The sequence below is a fragment of the Amycolatopsis pigmentata genome (assembly GCF_042684065.1).
Classification (GTDB): Bacteria; Actinomycetota; Actinomycetes; order Mycobacteriales; family Pseudonocardiaceae; genus Amycolatopsis_E; species Amycolatopsis_E pigmentata.
Genome location: NZ_JBHUKR010000021.1, coordinates 502234 through 520292, shown reverse-complemented (window position 1 = coordinate 520292; position 18059 = coordinate 502234). Strand labels below are relative to the sequence as shown.

The following is an 18059-nucleotide window of genomic DNA, read 5'->3' as shown; positions in this document are numbered from 1 at the left end:
AGCCACGGCGGAAATGGGGCCCTGTAAGCGGTTCGGCTGCGGCCCGTGTCCGCCTACTTTTGGCCGGATTGGTAAGCCTGGTCAGAAGCCCAGGCCATGCCAGACCGACTTGGCCCCGCCGGACACCGCACCGGTCACGCCCGAGGCGGCATGGCCGATGTCCTTGCCCACGTCGGTCGCGGTGTCGACGACCTCACCGGGATCGACGCTCACGTTGACGCCGACCTTGGCGCCGAGGCCGAGGCCGAGCCCGACCGAGCCACCGACATGGAACTTCCCGTCGCTGCCCATGCCGAGCTGGCCACTCGCCTCGGCCCCGGCACCGGCCCACGCTTCACCGTGCGCACCGGCGCCGACACCGGCGACCTCGGCCCCGACGTCACCGGAAGCCTTGGCCCCGGCGAACGCCTCGGCGCCGCCCTGGATTCCGGTCCAGCCCGCGCTGCCCTGGGCCTCCGCCTTGGCTCCGACGAGCGCCTCACCGCTTCCGGTCAGTTTCGTGTGGTCACCGAACTTGACCTCGCCCTCCGCGCTGCCCTTCGCCAGGTAGGCCTCGGCGCTGGCGCCCGCGTTGACACCGAGCGCGCTCGCTGTCGCGTGCGCCTCCGCGCCGGCACCGAGCACCGACCCTTCCAGCTTGCCGTTACCGGAAAACGGTCCGGAGTGGAACTTCCCGTCGAGGGATCCATGTGCCACGTCGACGTTCGCCGAGGCCTTCCACGTCTTCTCGGGAACGTCGATGCCGAGTGCCTTGAGCGTGCCCTCGATCTTGTCGCCCAGCAGGCCGTCGGCCGGATCGCCGAACTCCTTCTTGTAGCTGCTGCCGTACTTGCCCTTCTGCCAGCCGCCGGGGTCCTTGTCGACCCACTTCTTCTGTTCCGGGTCCCAGACCTTCTTGGTCTTCCGGTGGTCGGCGCCGAACTCGTTCTCTTTCTTCTTGAGGATGAAGCCGCCCTTGCCGTCGGGTTCCAGCGCCAGCGCGGACGCGACCTCGCCGCCCGCGTGCTCCAGCTTCTGCCGAGCGTCGGCCAGGATCGCCTTCGCGTTCCGAGCCCCTTCCTGCCCGGGATCGGAGAACGGGGTCATCGGCGGATCGCCCGAACCGGCCTGCTCCCGATACTGGGCCGCGGCCGTACGGCTCGCCGCCCGCGCCTGCGTGTACAGCTCGATCGCCTGCTGTGCCCGGCCCTGCGCCCAGGTCAGCACGTCACCGTAGTCGGCCAGCGACCGAGCGCCCTGGCCGAGTTGATCGACCGCCTTGGCCCACTTGGGCGGTTCGGCGCCGAAGGCCGCCCGGAAACTGGAGCTGGCCTGGCCGGTCCACTGCGCGGGATCGATGCGTCCGAGGCCGCTGCCCACCCCCTCGATGCCGCGTATGGTCCCCACGAGCGACCGCAGATCCGCCGCGATACGGCCGGGGTCACCGGGGATGAGATCCCTCGGGTCGGTCGACTCTCCCAGTTCGGCGGCCATCAGTACACCGCCCCGGTGTTCTCCCAGGAGCCCGGATCGGCACCCGGATCCAGCCGGCTCTGGATGATCGCCGGATCCAGGAAGCCCGAACCACCGGCCATCCCGCCGCGGACCGGCCCGCCGAAGCCTCCGCCGACCATGCCGTCATCAGCGGCGGCGACCGCCTCACCGAAATCGCCGATCTTCGTACCGGCCTCTGCCTCTGAGCCCTCGTACGCCGAGGCGGCGGTCCTGAGACTCTCGCCGTGTTCGCCTGCCTTGTCGTGCAACCCCTGCACGGTGCCCTTCATGCCCTCGATGAAGCGCGCCCAGCCGGACTGCACCGCCGCGTGCCCGTAGTCCCCACTCGGGCCCTGCCACACGAGGCCGGCGACCCCGCCGATCACCTCACCGATCTTGCCCGCGCTCTGCCGCAGATCATCAGGGACAGCGCCGAATCCGCTGGTCATAAGTTCACAAGCCCCCATCGCCGGTCGGGATTTCTCCGCTTCGACGATCACACCCCCGCCGCGGTTCCCGGCCATGGGGCTGTTTTGGAGCAAGGAATGTTTACTACGGATGATCCGTAGTAAATCCACCTTGCTCCACTACGACGCCGGGGTAGGCGAACCGAGGGCGTTCAGCCGAGGAGGGCGTTCACGAAGGCCGACGAGTCGAACGGGGCCAGGTCGTCGGGTCCCTCCCCGAGGCCGACGAGCTTGACCGGCACGCCGAGTTCGCGCTGTACTTGGAAAACGATGCCGCCCTTGGCCGTACCGTCCAGTTTGGTCAGCGCGATCCCCGTGACGTCGACGACCTCGGCGAAAACCCGGGCCTGAGCGAGCCCGTTCTGCCCGGTGGTGGCGTCGAGCACCAGGAGCACCTCGTCGACCTTGGCCTGCTTCTCCACGACGCGCTTGACCTTGCCGAGCTCGTCCATCAGGCCGGTCTTGGTGTGCAGCCGGCCCGCGGTGTCGATCAGCACCGCGTCCACGCCCGCGTCCACACCGCGCTTGACCGCGTCGAAGGCGACCGCGGCCGGGTCGGCTCCCTCCTTGCCTCGCACGAGTTCCGCGCCCACCCGCTCGGACCACGTCTGGAGCTGTTCGGCGGCGGCCGCGCGGAAGGTGTCGGCGGCGCCGAGCATCACCCGGCTGCCCTGCGCGATGAGTACCCGCGCGAGCTTCCCGGTGGTCGTGGTCTTGCCGGTGCCGTTGACCCCGGCGACGAGCACCACCGCCGGTTGCTTCCGGCCGTCGACCGTGTGCGGCAGCGCACGCACCGCGCGGTCTCCGTCGGTGCGCAAGGCCTCGGTGAGTACGTCGTGCAGAAGCGACCGCGCCTCTTCCGTCGTGCGCACCCCGCGCCGGCTCATCTCGGTGCGCAGCGTGTCCACGATCTCGGTCGTGGTCGCGGCACCGAGATCGGCCATCAGCAAGGTGTCCTCGACGTCCTGCCACGAGTCCTCGTCGAGGTCGCCCGCCCCGAGCAACCCGAGCAGGCTCTGCCCGAACACCGACCGGGACTTCGCGAGACGGCCGCGCATCCGCTCGAGGCGGCCGCTGACCGGTTCGGTGACTTCCTCGAGCCTCGTGGTCTCTTCGGCCTCCGGCAGAGCGACGTCCACGAGTGTGCGCCGGTCCGAATCCCGCGGTACCGCGGCGTCGTCCCCGACCCCGGGCTGGCCGTCGACCTCGGTGCGTTCCCCGGCCGGATGCGGCGGCGCCTCGGTCTCGGAGGTCTTTTCACCGCCGGGCGCCAGCGCGAACCCGCTGTCGGTGGAATAGCCGCCGCCCTTCGGCTTCACCTCCGGGCGCTCGGTCCCGCGCAGGGTCACCCGCCGCCTTCGCGCGACGGTGACCCCGCTGACCAGGGCGATCGCCAGCACCAGGATGACGACGAGGACGATCCATTCCCACAACGCACTCACCGGGCCATCCTCGCATCCACGCCCGCCGCCCGTGGTGGTGCCCTCGCCGGGTTCGGGAGCAAGGTGTCTTTGCTCGGCCGGAGGCGGCAACGGCGGACGACCACAGCGCAAGGTTCCGCCGGAGGCCACCGCACGCGGCCGGACACACTTTTCGTCCGGCCGCCGATTCGACGCTGCTGATCCGTAGTAAAGACACCTTCCTCTCGAACCTGTGAAGAAGTGGCGGATCCGGTTGCGGTCTGGTGAAACGCGGGCTAGACCACAGCCATGGCAGAACGGGTCGTCGGGCTCATTTCCGGCACGTCCGTCGACGGGATCGACGTGGCGGTCGCCGAGTTCCGCGCCCATGGCGACGAACTCGAACTACGCCCGGTCGGCGAGTTCGAACACCCGTACCCCGGGCGGCTGCGGGAGGAACTGCTCGAGGCCCTGCCACCGGCCGCCGTCGGCGCCGGCCGGCTGACCAAATTGGACACGGAGGCCGGACAGGCCTTCGCCGAAGCCGCCCAGCGGGCCATCGACCGGTTCGGGCCCGCGGACCTGATCTCTTCCCTCGGCCAGACCGTCTTCCACTGGGTCGAAGACGGTCGCGCACGGGGCACGCTCCAACTCGGCCGTCCGGCGTGGATCGCCGAGCGCACGGGCCTTCCGGTCATCGCCGATCTGCGCTCCCGCGACGTGGCCGCGGGCGGGCAGGGTGCGCCGCTGGCCGCCGTTTTGGACCGGCTGTGGTTGCGAGACCTCGCCGAATCCACCGCTGAGCCCGCGATCGCGCTGAACATCGGCGGCATCGCCAACATCACCGTGGTCGAGCCCGGCGGCCACACCATCGCCTACGACACCGGGCCCGGCAACGCCCTCCTCGATCTGGCCGCCCAGCGCCTCACCGGAGCGCGCAGCGACCTCGACGGCGCCCTCGCCGCACGAGGTCAGGTCCGCGACGAACTGCTCCGGCGACTGCTCGCGGAGCCGTACTACCAAGCCAAACCCCCGAAGTCGACCGGCCGGGAACTGTTCGACGCCGACTACCTCGGCTCGGCCACACAGGGCATGGAGATCAGCCCGGAAGACCTGCTCGCCACCCTCACCGAACTGACCGCGCGCACCATCGGCGAGGCCTGTCGACGGCACCGGGCCCGGACCGTCGTCGCCTCGGGCGGCGGTGTCGAAAACCCGGTGCTCCTGCGCAAGCTGACCGCCCGACTCGACGGTGCGCGCCTGGTCGTCAGCGACGAACTGGGCCTGCCTCGTGGCGCCAAGGAGGCCTACCTCACGGCGTTGCTCGGCTGGCTCACGTGGCACGGCGTGGCCGCGGACGTGCCCAGCGCGACCGGCGCTCGCGGCCCCCGGCTGCTCGGCAGCATCACCCCCGGTGCCGGGCCCCTGACGCTGCCCCCACCCCGGACCCAAGGCATCACCCGGCTGCGGGTAGCAGGCAAAGGCCCCTGGACGGTAGGAGAGACTGATGCACCCCGTTGACCTGGCGATCATCGTCGTCTACCTGGCCGCCATGCCCGTGATCGGTGTCCTGATCGGCCGCCGCCAGCGTTCGGCCACCGACTACTTCATCGGCGAGCGGAGCCTGCCGTGGCCTGCCGTGTGTTTCTCGATCGTGGCCACCGAGACCTCGACGCTGACCGTGATCAGCACGCCGGGGCTGATCTGGGCGGCGTCCGGCAGCTACAACGGGCTGACCTACCTGCAGCTCCCGTTCGGCTACATCATCGGCCGCACGCTGGTGTCGTTCATCCTGCTCCCGCGCTACTTCCGGGGTAAGCAGACCACGGCCTACGCCTTCCTCGGTCAACGGTTCGGCTCGGCCATGCAGGGCGTTTCGTCCGTCGCGTTCATCGTCACCCGGCTCCTGGCCGAAGGGGTGCGGCTCTTCGCGGGCGCCATCCCGATCCAGCTGATCCTCTCGCATTACGGCCTGCACACGCAGTACTGGCAGATCGTGGTGGTCCTCACCGCGCTCACCGTCGTCTACGCGCTGGTCGGCGGGATCAAGGCCGTGGTGTGGGTGGACGTCATCCAGCTCTCGATCTATGTCGGCGGCGCGATCATCGCGATGATCGTGCTGGCCACCAAGCTGCCCGCCGGGTGGACGGCCCGGGCCCGTGACGCGGGCGTGTTCCGGCTCTTCGACTTCGACTTCTCCGGACTGCACCTGCTGACCAGCCAGTACGCCTTCCTCACCGCGGTGGTCGGCGGCGCGATCTTCACCATGGCTTCGCACGGTGCCGACCAGTTGATCGTGCAGCGGTTCCTGGCCTGCCGGAGCGTCGCCGACGGGCGGAAGGCGCTGATCGGCAGCGGCATCGCGGTGACCCTCCAGTTTGGACTGTTCCTGCTCGTGGGCGCGATGTTGTGGGCACACAACGGTTTCCGCAACCTCAAGCAGCTGGGTGTCAAGAGCAGCGACGACATCTTCACCGGCTTCATCACCAGCGAACTCCCCGCGGGCGTGGCCGGGCTCCTGATCGCCGCGATCCTCGCGTCCACGATGGGCGCGCTCGCCTCGGCCCTCAACGCGCTGTCCAACTCCACGGTCTCCGACCTGTACCAGCGGTTCACCCGCCGTGCCCCGGAAGATTCCCGGTTGTTGCGGCACGGGCGGGTCTGGACGCTGGTGTGGGCCGTCGTGTTCGCGGTCTTCGGTTCTCTGTTCAGCAGCCGGAACAACCCGGTGATCGAGCAGGGCCTGTCCATCACCGGCTACACCTACGGCGCGATGCTCGGCGCCTTCCTGCTCGGCCTGCTCATCAAGCGTGCCCGGCAAACCGACGCGATCATCGCGTTCGTGGTGACCGTCGCCGTCATGGCCTACGTGGTGCTCGGCGTGAAGATCCCGCCCGCGCCCGGCGCGAAGCCCGTAGTGTTGGCTTTCCCTTGGTACACCCTCCTCGGCGTGCTCATCACGCTCGCCGTCGGTGGCCTGCTGTCCCTGCGGCACCGCACGCCCGACCCGAACACACAGGCCACGGAGGCACGAGAAGCGGAGGCGGTTTAGCTGGACACGTCGATTCTTCGGCGCACGGTCGAGCAGTGCACAGCCTTTCTCGCCGAGCACCTGGACGCCGACTGGCAGGCCAGGGTGGACGTGATGGAGAGGCCCGCGGCGGAGGTCGCGGCGCACATCGCAGGCTGCCTGATCTGGTACACGAGCGACCTCGCCGCCGGTCGCACCGAATTGTCCACAGTGGACATATCGGTGAAGCCGGACGCATCTCCCCCGCACCTCGTCAGGACGATCGAGGTCTGGGCCGGCGTGCTGGGCGCGGTCGCCGACTCGGCTTCCGCGGACCAACGAGGGTGGCATCCCTGGGGCATCGCGGATCCGGCTGGTTTCGTCGCCATGGCGTGTGACGAGTTGCTCGTGCACACCGCCGACACCGGTTCGGCCTGGAACGCTTCCTTCGAACCGGATCCCGCGCTCGCGGCCGCGACGCTGCACCGTCTGTTCCCCTGGGCGCCGTCGGACACCGATCCGTGGCGCGCCCTGTTGTGGGCCAACGGCCGGGTCGCTTTGCCCGGCTTGCCCAAGCTCGAACGTTGGCGGTGGCACTGCGCCCCACTGGCCGAGTGGGACGGAGTGCCACCGGTCGAGCCATCACTACCGGGACTCAGTCGGCCCCGGTAGCCGAACCGGCCTTGCTGAGCGGGCCGACCTGGGAGAACACCGAGTAGCGGCTCGCCGACCACGCGGGCGCCCCCGCGATCGGTTCGAGGCGGACCCGGACGGCGGTCTTGCCCGCGGTCGCCGACGACGGGACGTCGAAGGCGTCCTCCAGCCAGCGCGAGTAGCCGTTGCCCAGTGGTTCGAACCACTCGCCGACATAGTGGTCGTCCACGTAGACGTTCGCCCGCTGGAAGGCGTTCGCCTGGTCGGACACCCGGCGCAGGCGCAGCCCTCCGTTGGCCGGATCCGCCTTGGCGGTGAAGGTGATCGGCCCGGTCGACGAACCGGTGCCCATCGTCACCGGGGTCCGGTCGGCCTTGCCCTCGAAGGTGGAGGTCAGGGTGCCCCTGGTCTCCCCGTTGGCCGAATATCCGTGCTGCGCGCGGCTGCCGTCGTCGGCGATGTCCACCACGTCGCTGCTCACCAGTGACGGCGATGCCTGGCCGTACCAGTAGGCGGTGGAACTGTAGTTCGCCGGTTGCGAGGACCGGTCGCCGTGCTCGATGTCGAATTCGACACCGTTGCCGAAGGGCACCGCGTCGGCCACCATCAGCCGGTAGGAGTTCAGGCACACGTCCTGGCAGCCCGCCTCGGCGTTCTGGTGGCTGACCAGGCCTGCCTGCGGCATCGCATACGGCACGCCCTCGATTCCGCCGTTACGCCCGTCCTGGAAGTACCAGCCTGACTCGTAGAAGTCCTCGGAACCCGTGCCGTAGATGAACGGGCTGGCCGAGCCGTCCGGATACATCCGCTCGTCGCCTTCGAGGTAGTTGAGCTGGTTCTGCCCCGGCGGGATCAGGCCGCGCATGCTGGTGGTGACGCCGTAGAAGAGACCGCGCCCCGGCGACTTCAGGAAGGTCCAGTCCTGACCCGGCGTCGTGTCCTGCCGGTGTTGGGTGGCGTGGAAGTAACCGGCCGAGCCGTCCGCCAGCCTCGCACCCGCCGAAGCGTCGGGGGCGGAAGTCACGGTGAGAGTCCCCGCCGTGACCGGCACACCCGAGGTGTTCACCAGTTCCACCGTCGCCGAGTGTGCGTAGGGCATCGGCCACCACGACGTGAACGCGCCGTCGGCGGTGGTGTCGATCGAGTGCAGGAGCGTCCGGGAGCCGTACTTGCCCAGGCCCGACCCGAAGAACTCACCCGCCGGTGCGTCCACAGTGGACTGACCGTCGAAGGTGATGCGCAGCCGCAGCCCGTCCAGCAGCGCGTCCGAGGCCGCGACCTGGCCGCCGTCCGTGCCGTAGGAGAACCAGCGCAGGCCCTCCCAGCGCGCGCCGTCGATCTGGTAACCGTGCGCGGCTTCGTCGCTGACGTGGTCGTTGCCCACATCGAGCAGGTCCGTGCGGACCCACTGGCCGCCGAGCAGGCTGTGCACGTCGTAGCGGAACTCGTTGACGTCCAAGCTGGACGAGACGAAGGTGTTCCGCACCTTGATGTGCGTCTTGCCCGCGGTCAGCGCCGGCGGGACGTCGATGGTCTGATCGGCCCAGCCGCCGCCCGGCCTCGCGGGTCCGCTGGACCACTCGCCGGCCGGCTGACCATCCACGGTCACGGTCGCGTGCTGGTCGCCGATGCCCGCGTCGAAGCGGCGAGTGAGGCGGACACCCTGGTTCGCGGGGTCGATCGTGGCGGTGAAGGAACTGCCACCCGGGTTGTACGAGCGGCCGTCGTCGTAGAGGCCCGGACCGGCCACGACCTGGGGAAGGTGCAATCTGAGCTGGGTGATCTGCCGGGAACCCGACGGCAACGGCAGGGACATCGCCGCACCGGGCGCGAGCGCCACGCCGGTCATCTGGTCCTGCGCCGCCAGAGCGGCGGGTTTCGGATCGCGGACACCGTAGCCGCGGAGCCGGTCGATCACGTCGAGCGCGCGATCGCCCGGGTCGAAGGTGCGCACCCCGGCCGCGTCGGCGAACTTCCGGTAGGTCACGTGGTAGAAGTGCGGGTTGTTCTGGGTGACGATCTTCATCGAGTTCGTGTACGGCATCGGCACCTTGATCACCGAGCCGCCCATGGTGTCGGCCGAGTTCCCGACCAGCGGCCACACGAACGGGGCACCCTTCGCGCCGTTCACGATGTCCTGCGCCTGCCCCTGCAGCACCACGCGACCGTCCAGTTCGACGGTGATCCGCCCGATCGCCGCGATCGAGGTCGGCGCGTAGGTGAACCAGATCGAGTTGATCTCACCGGCCCCGTGGGCCTCCGCGATCACGCATTGGCCGTCGGGTTCGTTACGCAGACAGGAATAGGTCCCGTTGAATCCGTCGTCGTTGTTGCCCGTGCGGTCGAAGCTGGAGAACTGCTTGACCTCTTCGCCCGGCCGCAGCCGTTCCATCGCACCCAGCGAACGGTAGGTGTCCCAGCCGACCGGACCCTTGTCCGCGGCCACCGCCGGCGCGGCGTCCGCTCGCCCCGGAATGCCTACGAGCAGGGTCATCAGCAGGGCAACACCCAGCCACCGTCGCCGGTTTCCGGGCGCGGCAAGCCACATCTTCGACACAGTCAGGGCTCCTGGGGCAGGGTCGGGGATCGCGCCAGCGATGCGAGTAAACGATTACCGCGCGAATCTAGGACGCCCGGACGCCAAGGTGAATCCGCCACTCGGGTGGTCTGTACCAACACCCACCGTCAGTGTGACACGGCGGTACCCCTACCGGTCTCGAAGTTCACCGGATCGGGCAAAGACGCCGGCCTCATGCCGTGACGGGAACATCCTCTTGGGTTTCCACCCGATCCTGCCGGAGCCGCTGGGAAATGACCTTCGTGATCCCGTCGCCCTGCATGCTCACGCCGTAGAGCGCGTCGGCGATCTCCATGGTCGGCTTCTGGTGGGTGATGATGATCAGCTGCGAAGACTCCCGGAGCTGTTCGAGCAGGCCGATCAGACGGCGCATGTTGGTGTCGTCCAGCGCGGCCTCGACCTCGTCCATCACGTAGAACGGCGACGGACGGGCGCGGAAGATCGCCACCAGCATGGCGACCGCGACCAGCGACTTCTCACCGCCGGAGAGCAGGGACAGTCGCTTGACCTTCTTGCCCGGCGGCCGGGCCTCGACGTCGACGCCGGTGGCCAGCATGTCACCCGGCTCGGTGAGCACCATGCGCCCCTCGCCGCCGGGGAACAGCACCGAGAACACGACCTCGAACTCGCGCGCGACGTCCTCGTAGGCCGTGCTGAAGACCTCCAGGATCTTCTCGTCCACTTCCTTGATGACCTGGAGCAGGTCCTTGCGGGTGGCCTTCAGGTCCTCCAGCTGGGTGGACAGGAACTTGTAGCGCTCCTCCAGCGCGGCGAACTCCTCCAGCGCCAGCGGATTCACCTTGCCCAGCAAGGAAAGGTCCCGCTCGGCGCGCTTGGCCCGGCGCTCCTGGGTCGCCCGCTCGTAGGGCATGGACGGCGGCGGCGTCACCGACTCGCCGCGCTCCCTGGCCTCCTCGTACTCGGCCAGCTCACCCGCGCTGGGCGGCACGGGCACCTCCGGGCCGTACTCGGCGACCAGTTCGTTCAGACCGATACCGAAGTCCTCGGCGATCTTGGTCTCCAGCTGTTCCAGACGCAGCCGCTGCTCGGCCCGGAGCACCTCGTCGCGGTGCACGGCGTCGGTCAGCTTTTCCAGTTCGCCGGACAGTTCACGGACTCTGCTGCGCACCTGGGCCAGCGCGGTCTCCCGCTGCTGGCGCATGGCCTGCACCTCATCGCGTTCGACGGCCGCACGCTGCACGGACAACTCGATGCGTTCCAGGGCCAGCTCACCGGCCTCGACGACGGCGGTGGCGATGGCCGCGCCCTTGGCCCGGGCGACCCGGGCATGCTCGGCCCGTTCGCGGGCCTGCCGCTCGGCGTGGGCGGCGCGGCGCAACGATTCGGCCCTGCCCGCGATACCGCGTGCGCGTTCCTCGGACGTCCGCAGCGCGAGCCGTGCCTCGACCTCCTCCTGACGGACGACGGCCAGTTCCTCGGCGACCTGGTCCCGCTCGGTGGTGTCCGGGTCTTCGTCGACGGGCTGCTCGGCCACCGCCGCCAGTCGCTCCTCCAGTTCGGCGAGCTTGGTGAGCGCCTCTTCGCGGTTGGACTCGACCTTCGCGCGCTGCTCACGCAGCCGGGCGACCTCGGCCTGGGCCGAACGCGCCGCCTGGCGCAACCGGTTGAGCCGTTCCGACGAGCGCGCCTTGCGGACCTTCGCCTCGCCCAGCGCCTCCTTGGCCTGCCCGACCTCTTCGCGGCGGGCCTGCTGCTCGGCCCGCGCGCCTTCCAGCTCGGCGCCGGAGCGTTCGAGCCTGCGTTCCGCGGCGAGCAGCCTGTCCTGCGCCTCGTCCACCGCGGCCTGGACCTCGATGACGCTCTCGCTGCGCGTGGAACCCCCGACGGCCCAATGGGAACCGAAGACGTCTCCCTCGGCGGTGACCGTGCTGACCTCCGGGTGCACCGCGACAAGCCGGCGAGCCGACTCCAGAGTGTCCACAATGGCCATTCGGTCGAGGGCGCGCTCGACCGCGGGGCGGAGCGCTTCCGGCGCCCTGACCACATCCCGCGCCCAGCGCGCACCGGGCGGCAGCGAGGGCCACGACGCGGTGTCCGCGACATGATCGAGTCCACCGAGCAGCATGCTCGCGCGGCCGGAGTCGTTGTCCTTCAAGAACTTCAGGGCGGCGAGCGCGTCCTCGCCGCCCTGAAAGGCGACGGCGTCGGCGACCGGGCCGAGCGCGGCGGCGAGCGCGACCTCGTATCCGGGCTCGACGGTGAGGAGCGCGGCCACCGAGCCGAGCAGCCCGGGCAGCACGTCGGTCGCACCCAGCAACGCGCCCGCACCGTCCTTGCGCCGCAATCCCATCGACAGCGCGTCGACCCGCGCCTTCTCGGACGCGATTTCCCGCTCGGCGGCCCGCTCGGCCTTGACCAGCTCCTCCACCCTGGCCTTGGCCGCGTTGTTGGCTTCCACGGCCAGGTCGTGGCGGACGAGCAACTCCGCGTCGTCCGACTCCTCGACACCGCCCTCGGCCTCGGCCTGCTCCAGCTCCTCGACCGCGACTTCGGCCCGTGCCTCGGCTTCGTCGATGGACGCGGTGAGCCGGTCGATCTCGTCGGAGGTGGCACCGTTCTTGCTGCGCAAAGCCTCGACCTGTCCGGTCAGTTTCGCCAGGCCCTCACGGCGGTCGGCGACGGCGCGGACCGCGGCCATGTGGGCCCGTTCGGCCGCCTGAACGGCGTGCTCCAGCTGTTCCCGGCGCTGCACGGTGGCCGAAAGCATCGCCTTGGCCTCGGTGACGGCCTCGTTGAGCTCCTCCTCGCGCTCGGCGATCTGCTCCGCCTCGGCGAGCATCTCCTCGGGATCACGCCCGCTGGTGTGGGTCTCGGTCGCGGCGGAAAGATGCCGGTGGCGCTCGACCGCCAGCCGGACCGTGCCGCGGAGCCGTTCGGCCAGCGCGGAAAGCTTGTACCAGGTGTCCTGCGCGGCGGCCAGGCGCGGCGCGTCCTCCGCCAGGGACAGCTCGAGCTGGTTCTCCTCGGCGCTGACGGCCTCCAACGCCTGTTCGACCTCCGCGCGCCGGGCGCGGGCGGCGTGCTCGTCGGCCTCTTCCCTGGCGATCGCCGAGCGCTGGGTGACCAGGTCGTCGGCGAGCAGGCGCAGGCGCGCGTCGCGGAGCTCGGCCTGGACGGTCTGGGCCTTCCGCGCGATCTCGGCCTGCCTGCCCAGCGGCTTGAGCTGCCGCCGCAACTCGGCGGTCAGGTCACCGAGACGATCCAGGTTGGCCTGCATCGCGGTGAGCTTGCGCAGCGCCTTTTCCTTGCGCTTGCGGTGCTTGAGCACACCGGCGGCCTCTTCGATGAAGGCGCGGCGCTCCTCGGGCTTGGATTCGAGGATCTGGGAAAGCTGACCCTGACCGACGATGACGTGCATCTCGCGGCCGATCCCCGAGTCGGACAACAGTTCCTGGATGTCCAGCAGGCGGCAGGAGCTGCCGTTGATCTCGTACTCGCTGGCGCCGTCACGGAACATCCGGCGGGTGATCGAGACCTCGGTGTAGTCGATGGGCAGCGCGCCGTCGGCATTGTCGATGGTCAGGGTCACCTCGGCGCGGCCGAGCGGGGCCCGCCCCGACGTGCCGGCGAAGATGACGTCCTCCATCTTGCCGCCGCGCAGGTCCTTCGCCCCCTGCGTACCCATGACCCAGCGCAGCGCGTCCAGGACATTGGACTTGCCCGAACCATTCGGACCCACGACGCAGGTGATGCCCGGCTCGAAACGCAGGGTGGTAGCCGAGGCGAAGGACTTGAATCCCTTCAGCGTCAAGCTTTTCAGGTGCACGTCGCTTAGGACCCCTCCGAGGCGTTCGACACGGGAAGGCACGCGGCCAGTCGACAGAGTCTACCGACCCCTTCCGCCCGATCGCGGGATGCCGCCCCTTGCCCGGCGCGCCGCCTTTCCCACCTGTCACACCAGCCCCACCAGCCACTTTTCCGGCCGGCTAGCGCTCGTCGAAGGTGGTGAGGGCGCCGGAAGGGGTGGACCAGTGCTCGACGACGTGGTCGACCCGCCCGGGCGTGGCGCCGGAGCGGAGCGCGGACAGGAGTTGCTCGCAGTCCTCCTTCACGCCTTCGGCGATCACCTCGACCCGGCCGTCACGCAGGTTGGCCGCGCTGCCGACCAGCCCGAGTTCGAGCGCGCGGCACCGGGTCCACCAGCGGAAACCGACGCCCTGGACGGTGCCCGCGACCCAGGCCGTCAGGCGCACCCGCTCGTCTTCGTTCACCACACCACCCATCGTGCCCCACCTGGCACGAACGCGGGTCTCTCACCCACCATGATCAATCGAGCATCCAGGACTCCGCGCGGTCATACCCAGCGTGACCCTACGGCCACTCTCGATCGAGACCGTCCGCATCATTGACACTTTCGGCGCACCGTCGTTCTCCCTGGGTTAACGAGGGGTGATAACGTTCCGGCCAAGTCCATCGGCTTGCCAGTGCGACTGTGGGGCAACGCCAGGTGAATCCGGCAAAAGGAGCCGTGTGATGACCCATTCCGGGCCACGATCCGGTCCACCCGCCAGGGAGGAAACACCGCCGCGCGAGCCACTTTCGCGGGTGCATCGCGGCGGTTACCTCATGCTCGCCGCCAGCGGCGTGGTCCTCGCCACCGCGTTCGGTGGTATAGCCCAGCTCCTCTCCCCGCACGCCCCCAGCACGGACATCCCCGCCGGCAACCGCAACCCGGGCTCGCAGCAGGTCGTCCCCGCGGACGACCTGCCCGGGACGCTGCCGGCGACCTCCGGCGGCCAAACGAAGCACACCTCTTCTTCACCGACCACGTCGGTGACCATCGGCCCGGACGGCCAGCGGACCACGGCGATCCTGCCTCCCGCGGGTTCCGCTCCGGTCTCGGTCTCGTCGATGCCGCAGGGCGGCGGTCACCTTCCGCCGCCTACGACATCCTCGAAGTCGATACCACCGCCCAAATCGTCGGAGTCGTCTCCGTCGTCCCCTCCGCCGAGTTCCCCGACCACGACGACAACCACCACGGGCAGCAGCGGCGGCGGAACAGGCACGTCGGGCTGAGCCGAGCCCCTGCGTCTTGCGGGGGCAAGCCCCAGACCGACCCGCTTCAGAGTTCGAAGCGATAGCCCATACCGGGCTCGGTCAGCAGATGGCGGGGCCTCGAAGGCTCTTGTTCCAGTTTTCGGCGCAGCTGAGCCAGATACACGCGCAGGTAGTGCGATTCGGCTTCGTAGGCGGGGCCCCACACCTCTCGCAGCAGCTGCTTCTGCGACACCAGCCGCCCCCGGTTGCGCACGAGGAGTTCGAGCACGCCCCATTCGGTCTTGGTCAGGTGGACCTCTTCACCGGCGCGCCGGACCTTCTTCGCCGCCAGGTCGACGGTCACGTCACCGGCCTCCACGACGGCATCCTCACCGTCCGGAGTGGACACCGATGACCTGCGCACCGCGGCCCGGAGCCGGGCCAGCAGTTCGTCCATGCCGAACGGTTTCGTCACGTAGTCGTCGGCTCCGGCGTCCAGCGCCCGCACCTTGTCCGGAGAGTCGGCACGCGCCGAGAGCACGATGATCGGCACCGTCGTCCACCCGCGCAGCCCGGCGATCACCTCGTTGCCGTCCATATCGGGCAGACCGAGATCGAGCACCACCACGTCCGGCTTGGTCTCCGCCGCCGCGCGCAGCGCCGCCGCCCCGTCGTGCGCGGTGACGACCCCGTAGCCCCGGGCGCTCAGGTTGATGCGGAGGGCTCGCACGATCTGTGGCTCGTCGTCGACCACCAGCACGTTGCCGTTGCTCATCTCCAATCCTCCACGAGGTTCTTCATCGCACCTCCGGCAGGGCCGGAACGCCGGACGCGCGGCAGGCGGGCAGTGCGATCACCATGGTCAGTCCGCCGCCGGGAGTGTCCTCGGCCCGGATCGTGCCGCCCATCGCTTCGGTGAACCCCTTGGCCACCGCCAAACCCAGGCCGAGCCCTGGGGCGCCGTTCCCAACGGCCGCGCCACCCTCAACGGAGACCCGTCTCCCACCGCCGCCCTCAATGGAGGCCCTTTGGGCCGCTGAATCCCCCTCCCGTCTCCCACCGCCGCCCTCAATGGAGGCCCTTTGGGCCGCTGAGTCCCCAAGGCGCTGGAAAGGTGCGAAGGCCGATTCGGCGGTTCCCTTCTTCAGGCCCGGCCCGTGATCCACGACGCGAAGTTCGACGGTGTCCGCGTGGCTGCTGCCGCGCACGGATACCGGTTCGCTCCCCTGCCCGTACCGCATCGCGTTGTCCACCACGTTGGCCACCACGCGCTCCAGCAAGCCCGGATCGGCGAGCACGGCGGGCAGTCGTTCGTCGACCGCCACCCGCACCGGCGCCGCTCGGTCCACATTGGACAGAGCGCGCTCGACCACCTCGTCGTAGCCGACCGCCCGCAACCGGGGCTGGACCGCACCGGTGGCCAGCCGCGAGGAGTCGAGCAGGTTGTCGACGAGGCCTGCCAGGCGGTCGGTCGACGCGTCCGCGTCGGCGAGGAGTTCCCCGGCGTCCTCCGGTGTCAGGTCGATGTCTTGCGCGCGCAGGCTGCCGATGGCCGCCTTGATCGAGGTGAGCGGGGTGCGCAGGTCGTGGCCGAGCGCGGACAGCAGCGCGGTACGCAACTCGGTCGCCTCGGCCTTGCGCTCGGCCCGTGCGGTGGCCGCGGCCATCCGCTGCTGGCGCAAGGCGAGCAAAGCCTGTCCCGCGGCCGCTTCGAGGACGCGCCGGTCCGCGGCGGGCAACGCCCTGCCCCGCAGCGCGAGGTGGACTTCCTCGGTCACAGGCAGGTCGGCGTCGGCTTCGTCGGGTTCCTCGCACGGGTCCCCGCCGGCACACTCGACACAGCTCCAACGCCCGTCCTGCTTTTCCAGCAGCGCCACGGAATCCAGGCCGAAGTTCTCCCGCACCTTCTCCAGCAGCCGGGGAAGGGGCTCGCTATGGGTGAGTACGGTCCGCGCGTAGGAGGCGAGCAAGGACGCCTCCGTGCGCGCCAGAGCCGCCTGGGCGGACCGGCGCGCCGCGGTGTCCACCACCAGTGCCACGAGCACCGCCACGATGACCATCGCCAGCAGCGTGATCACGTTGCGCGGCGAATGCACGGCCAGGCTGTAGAACGGCTCGGTGAAGAAGAAGTTCAGCAATCCGGCCGACAGCACCGAGGCGGCCAGGGCCGGACCGAGCCCGCCCACCACCGCCACGACCACCGTGACCAGGAAGTAGTCGACCACGTCGGTGGACAGGTCGAGATGCCCGCGCAGCACGATGCCCAACCCGGTGGCCAGCGCCGGTCCTGCCACGGCCAGCACCCAGCCGGCGATCCGGCGGGTGTTTCCCAGTGGACTGGACCAGCCGGGCCGCCTCCGCGGACGCCCGCCCGCCTCGTCGTGCGTGACCATGTGGACGTCGATCCGCCCCGACCGCTGCACCACGGTCGCGCCGATGCCCTCGTCGAACAACCGGGCCACCCGGGAACGCCTCGAGGTCCCCAGCACCAGTTGCGTGGCGTTGACCCCGCGCGCGAAATCGAGCAGCGCGCTGGGCACGTCGTCCCCGACGACGGTGTGGAAGGTCGCCCCCAGGTCTTCCGCCAGCGTCCGGTACCGCCCCGTCTCCGCCGCCCCCAGCCCGGACAGTCCGTCACCTCGCATCACATGGACCACGAGCAGATCAGCGCCCGCCCGCGCGGCGATCCGGCGCGCCCGGCGCATGATCGTCTCGCTCTCGGGTCCCCCGGTGATCGCCACCACGACGCGTTCCCGCGCCTCCCAGGTGTCGGTGATCCGTTGTTCGGCCCGGTACCGCTGCAAGGCCACGTCGACCTGGTCGGCCACCCACAACAGCGCCAGTTCCCGCAGCGCGGTCAGGTTTCCGGGCCGGAAATAGTTCCCCAGCGCCGCGTCGATCCGCTCGGCGGGATAGACGTTTCCGTGCGCGAGCCGCCGCCGCAGCGCCTCCGGCGTGATGTCCACCAACTCGACCTGCTCGGCCTTGCGCACCACCTCGTCCGGCACGGTCTCCTGCTGCGCGACCCCGGTGATCTTCTCCACCACGTCGTTGAGGCTCTGCAAATGCTGGATGTTCACCGTGGACAGCACGTCGATCCCGGCGTCCAGCAACACGTCGATGTCCTGCCAGCGCTTCTCGTGCGGCGAACCCGGAACGTTCGTGTGGGCCAGTTCGTCCACGAGCACGACCTCCGGCCGGCGTGCGAGCACCGCGTCCAGGTCCATCTCCGCGAACTCGCGCCCTCGGTGGAACCGCACGCGTCGCGGTACCACCTCGAGCCCCTCCACCAGGTCCGCGGTCCGGACGCGGCCGTGCGTCTCCACCACACCCACGACCACATCGGCGCCACGGTCCAGGCGGCGCCGCGCCTCGCCCAACATCGCGTAGGTCTTCCCGACGCCGGGCGCGGCACCGAGGTAGATCCGCAGTTCACCGCGGCGCGGACGGTCGCGTTTCCGCTGTTCATCCACGACATC

At 69.9% G+C, this 18059-nt stretch carries 12 protein-coding genes; 4 read left to right on the top strand and 8 right to left on the bottom strand.

The window, feature by feature from the left end; translation table 11 throughout:
* Positions 1 to 81: 81 nt before the first annotated feature.
* The 3 genes from ACFSXZ_RS33675 to ftsY all read right to left on the bottom strand — a co-directional run bounded on the left by ACFSXZ_RS33675 (position 82) and on the right by ftsY (position 3382).
* Positions 82 to 1473, bottom strand: coding sequence for a putative T7SS-secreted protein (locus tag ACFSXZ_RS33675; protein WP_378269783.1), 1392 nt, complete (start codon positions 1471 to 1473; stop codon positions 82 to 84).
* A complete protein-coding gene (locus ACFSXZ_RS33670; protein WP_378269782.1) occupies positions 1473 to 1922 on the bottom strand; it encodes a hypothetical protein in 450 nt (149 codons plus the stop codon). Before ACFSXZ_RS33670 ends, ACFSXZ_RS33675 begins: the two co-directional genes overlap by 1 nt.
* Before the next feature lie 170 nt (positions 1923 to 2092).
* Positions 2093 to 3382, bottom strand: coding sequence for a signal recognition particle-docking protein FtsY (gene ftsY, locus ACFSXZ_RS33665; protein WP_378269780.1), 1290 nt, complete (start codon positions 3380 to 3382; stop codon positions 2093 to 2095).
* A gap of 267 nt (positions 3383 to 3649) precedes the next feature.
* Between ftsY and ACFSXZ_RS33660 the strand changes: the two genes are divergently transcribed.
* The 3 genes from ACFSXZ_RS33660 (at position 3650) to ACFSXZ_RS33650 (ending at position 7022) form a co-directional block, all read left to right on the top strand.
* Positions 3650 to 4861: an anhydro-N-acetylmuramic acid kinase gene (locus tag ACFSXZ_RS33660; RefSeq protein WP_378269778.1), complete on the top strand. Its 1212-nt coding sequence runs from the start codon at positions 3650 to 3652 to the stop codon at positions 4859 to 4861.
* A complete protein-coding gene (locus ACFSXZ_RS33655; RefSeq protein ID WP_378269776.1) occupies positions 4848 to 6392 on the top strand; it encodes a sodium:solute symporter in 1545 nt (514 codons plus the stop codon). The genes ACFSXZ_RS33660 and ACFSXZ_RS33655 overlap by 14 nt, the downstream gene beginning before the upstream one ends.
* A gap of 93 nt (positions 6393 to 6485) precedes the next feature.
* Positions 6486 to 7022 carry a hypothetical protein gene (locus ACFSXZ_RS33650; protein ID WP_378269775.1) on the top strand — a complete coding sequence of 179 codons (537 nt, stop codon included), beginning with the start codon at positions 6486 to 6488 and terminating at the stop codon, positions 7020 to 7022.
* Here the strand turns inward: ACFSXZ_RS33650 and ACFSXZ_RS33645 are convergent.
* The 3 genes from ACFSXZ_RS33645 to ACFSXZ_RS33635 form a co-directional block, all read right to left on the bottom strand.
* On the bottom strand, positions 7006 to 9552 hold the full coding sequence (locus ACFSXZ_RS33645) for a glycoside hydrolase family 172 protein (protein WP_378270094.1): 2547 nt from the start codon (positions 9550 to 9552) through the stop codon (positions 7006 to 7008). The genes ACFSXZ_RS33650 and ACFSXZ_RS33645 overlap by 17 nt on opposite strands.
* A 202-nt stretch (positions 9553 to 9754) precedes the next feature.
* Positions 9755 to 13369 (bottom strand): chromosome segregation protein SMC, encoded by a 3615-nt coding sequence (gene smc, locus ACFSXZ_RS33640; protein WP_378269774.1) that lies wholly within the window; start codon positions 13367 to 13369, stop codon positions 9755 to 9757.
* A gap of 160 nt (positions 13370 to 13529) precedes the next feature.
* Positions 13530 to 13826, bottom strand: a complete 297-nt coding sequence (locus ACFSXZ_RS33635; protein WP_378269773.1) for an acylphosphatase — start codon at positions 13824 to 13826, stop codon at positions 13530 to 13532.
* A 250-nt stretch (positions 13827 to 14076) separates the two neighbouring features.
* On the opposite strand from ACFSXZ_RS33635, the gene ACFSXZ_RS33630 reads away from it, so the two are divergent.
* A complete protein-coding gene (locus ACFSXZ_RS33630) occupies positions 14077 to 14619 on the top strand; it encodes a hypothetical protein (RefSeq protein WP_378269772.1) in 543 nt (180 codons plus the stop codon).
* Positions 14620 to 14665: 46 nt separating this feature from the next.
* Here the strand turns inward: ACFSXZ_RS33630 and ACFSXZ_RS33625 are convergent, their stop codons facing one another.
* Both ACFSXZ_RS33625 and ACFSXZ_RS33620 read right to left on the bottom strand, forming a co-directional pair.
* Positions 14666 to 15355, bottom strand: a complete 690-nt coding sequence (locus ACFSXZ_RS33625; RefSeq protein WP_378269770.1) for a response regulator — start codon at positions 15353 to 15355, stop codon at positions 14666 to 14668.
* A gap of 22 nt (positions 15356 to 15377) precedes the next feature.
* Entirely contained in the window at positions 15378 to 18053 is a 2676-nt protein-coding gene (locus ACFSXZ_RS33620) for a sensor histidine kinase (protein WP_378269768.1), read from the bottom strand.
* Positions 18054 to 18059 lie beyond the last annotated feature (6 nt).